The sequence below is a fragment of the Roseateles oligotrophus genome (genome assembly GCF_025717515.1).
GTDB classification, from domain to species: Bacteria; Pseudomonadota; Gammaproteobacteria; order Burkholderiales; family Burkholderiaceae_C; genus Paucibacter_A; species Paucibacter_A oligotrophus.
Window position 1 is genome coordinate 2,501 of the sequence record NZ_JAJIRN010000017.1, and the last position, 3,139, is coordinate 5,639.

A 3,139-nucleotide genomic window follows, 5' to 3' on the forward strand; every position below is an offset into this window, starting at 1 on the left:
GCTGGCAAATTAGCTTTGATCCGGAGATTTCTGAATGGGGAAACCCACCGCGCGAGCGGTAACTCTGACTGAATACATAGGTCATTGTGGCGAACCGGGTGAACTGAAACATCTCAGTAGCTCGAGGAAAAGACATCAACCGAGATTCCGAAAGTAGCGGCGAGCGAAATTGGAGTAGCCTTTACGTTTTAGCATCGTGTATATCAGAACGGAATGGAAAGTCCGGCCATAGCGGGTGATAGCCCCGTATGAAAAATGCTGCGGTGTGGAACTAAGCGTAAGACAAGTAGGGCGGGACACGAGAAATCCTGTCTGAATATGGGGGGACCATCCTCCAAGGCTAAATACTCGTAATCGACCGATAGTGAACTAGTACCGTGAGGGAAAGGCGAAAAGAACCCCGGGAGGGGAGTGAAATAGATCCTGAAACCGTATGCATACAAAAAGTAGGAGCCGCAAGGTGACTGCGTACCTTTTGTATAATGGGTCAGCGACTTACATTCAGTGGCGAGGTTAACCGAATAGGGAAGCCGTAGAGAAATCGAGTCCGAATAGGGCGAATTAGTCGCTGGGTGTAGACCCGAAACCAAGTGATCTATCCATGGCCAGGATGAAGGTACCGTAACAGGTGCTGGAGGTCCGAACCGACTAATGTTGCAAAATTAGCGGATGAGCTGTGGATAGGGGTGAAAGGCTAAACAAACTTGGAAATAGCTGGTTCTCTCCGAAAACTATTTAGGTAGTGCCTCAAGTATTACCATCGGGGGTAGAGCACTGTTATGGCTAGGGGGTCATGGCGACTTACCAAACCATTGCAAACTCCGAATACCGATGAGTACAGCTTGGGAGACAGAGCACCGGGTGCTAACGTCCGGACTCAAGAGGGAAACAACCCAGACCGCCAGCTAAGGTCCCCAAAATTGGCTAAGTGGGAAACGAAGTGGGAAGGCTAAAACAGTCAGGATGTTGGCTTAGAAGCAGCCATCATTTAAAGAAAGCGTAATAGCTCACTGATCGAGTCGTCCTGCGCGGAAGATGTAACGGGGCTAAGCCAGTTACCGAAGCTGCGGATGTGCAATTTATTGCACGTGGTAGGAGAGCGTTCTGTAAGCCTGTGAAGGTGGTTTGTGAAGACTGCTGGAGGTATCAGAAGTGCGAATGCTGACATGAGTAGCGTTAAAGGGGGTGAAAAGCCCCCTCGCCGAAAGCGCAAGGTTTCCTACGCAACGTTCATCGGCGTAGGGTGAGTCGGCCCCTAAGGCGAGGCAGAGATGCGTAGCTGATGGGAAACAGGTAAATATTCCTGTACCGATTACAAGTGCGATGTGGGGACGGAGAAGGTTAGCTCAGCCAACTGTTGGATATGTTGGTTCAAGCGTGTAGTCATGCCCCTTAGGCAAATCCGGGGGGCTTAGATGAGGCGTGATAACGAGTCTGCTTGCAGACGAAGTGAGTGATACCCTGCTTCCAGGAAAAGCCACTAAGCTTCAGCTTGTAATTGACCGTACCGCAAACCGACACTGGTGCGCGAGATGAGTATTCTAAGGCGCTTGAGAGAACTCTGGAGAAGGAACTCGGCAAATTGACACCGTAACTTCGGAAGAAGGTGTGCCTCTAGTATGTGATCCATTGACTTGGTGAGCAGAATGGGGCCGCAGAGAATCGGTGGCTGCAACTGTTTATTAAAAACACAGCACTCTGCAAAGACGAAAGTCGACGTATAGGGTGTGACTCCTGCCCGGTGCTGGAAGATTAAATGATGGGGTGCAAGCTCTTGACTGAAGTCCCAGTAAACGGCGGCCGTAACTATAACGGTCCTAAGGTAGCGAAATTCCTTGTCGGGTAAGTTCCGACCTGCACGAATGGAGTAATGATGGCCACACTGTCTCCTCCAGAGACTCAGCGAAGTTGAAATGTTTGTGATGATGCAATCTCCCCGCGGAAAGACGGAAAGACCCCATGAACCTTTACTGTAGCTTTACATTGGATTTTGAACAGACCTGTGTAGGATAGGTGGGAGGCTTTGAAGAGTGGACGCTAGTTTGCTTGGAGCCAACGTTGAAATACCACCCTGGTGTGTTTGAGGTTCTAACCTTGGTCCCTTATCGGGATTGGGGACAGTGTATGGTGGGCAGTTTGACTGGGGCGGTCTCCTCCCAAAGTGTAACGGAGGAGTTCGAAGGTACGCTAAATACGGTCGGAAATCGTGTTGATAGTGCATTGGCATAAGCGTGCTTGACTGCGAGACTGACAAGTCGAGCAGGTACGAAAGTAGGACAAAGTGATCCGGTGGTTCTGTATGGAAGGGCCATCGCTCAACGGATAAAAGGTACTCTGGGGATAACAGGCTGATACCGCCCAAGAGTTCATATCGACGGCGGTGTTTGGCACCTCGATGTCGGCTCATCTCATCCTGGGGCTGTAGCCGGTCCCAAGGGTATGGCTGTTCGCCATTTAAAGAGGTACGTGAGCTGGGTTTAAAACGTCGTGAGACAGTTTGGTCCCTATCTTCCGTGGGCGCTGCAAGATTGAGAGAGCCTGCTCCTAGTACGAGAGGACCGGAGTGGACGCACCTCTGGTGTACCGGTTGTCACGCCAGTGGCATCGCCGGGTAGCTAAGTGCGGAAGAGATAACCGCTGAAAGCATCTAAGCGGGAAACTCGTCTCAAGATGAGTCTTGCCGGGGCCTAGAGCCCCCTGAAGGGTCGTTCGAGACCAGGACGTTGATAGGCTGGGTGTGGAAGCGCGGTAACGCGTTAAGCTAACCAGTACTAATTGCCCGTGAGGCTTGACCCTATAACTTTGACAGCTCGTGAATGATGAAAATCAATCACTGGGCAGATCAAGGATATTTGAGGAACACAGCACGTTATACCGTTCTTCAGAAGTCTGTTCATTGAGTTGAACACTTGAACGCAATCAAAATCAAAGCTGATTCGAAGTGCAATACCCCACATACTCGGGTATACTGCACGACTCTACAAATTGGATTGATTGTTTGAGAAAACAGTCAATCAACCAGTTAAGCCTGATGACCATAGCGAGGCGGTCCCACTCCTTCCCATCCCGAACAGGACAGTGAAATGCCTCAGCGCCGATGATAGTGCGGATTCCCGTGTGAAAGTAGGTCATCGTCAGG

General features: G+C 50.5%; 2 rRNA genes (1 of these 2 only partly in view). Both read left to right on the top strand.

What is annotated here, in order from left to right:
• A 23S ribosomal RNA gene (locus LNV07_RS25125) occupies nucleotides 1-2,796 on the top strand (it extends 84 nt beyond the left edge of the window).
• A gap of 231 nt (nucleotides 2,797-3,027) precedes the next feature.
• Nucleotides 3,028-3,139: ribosomal RNA gene (gene rrf / locus LNV07_RS25130) — 5S ribosomal RNA — on the top strand; the annotation flags it as partial.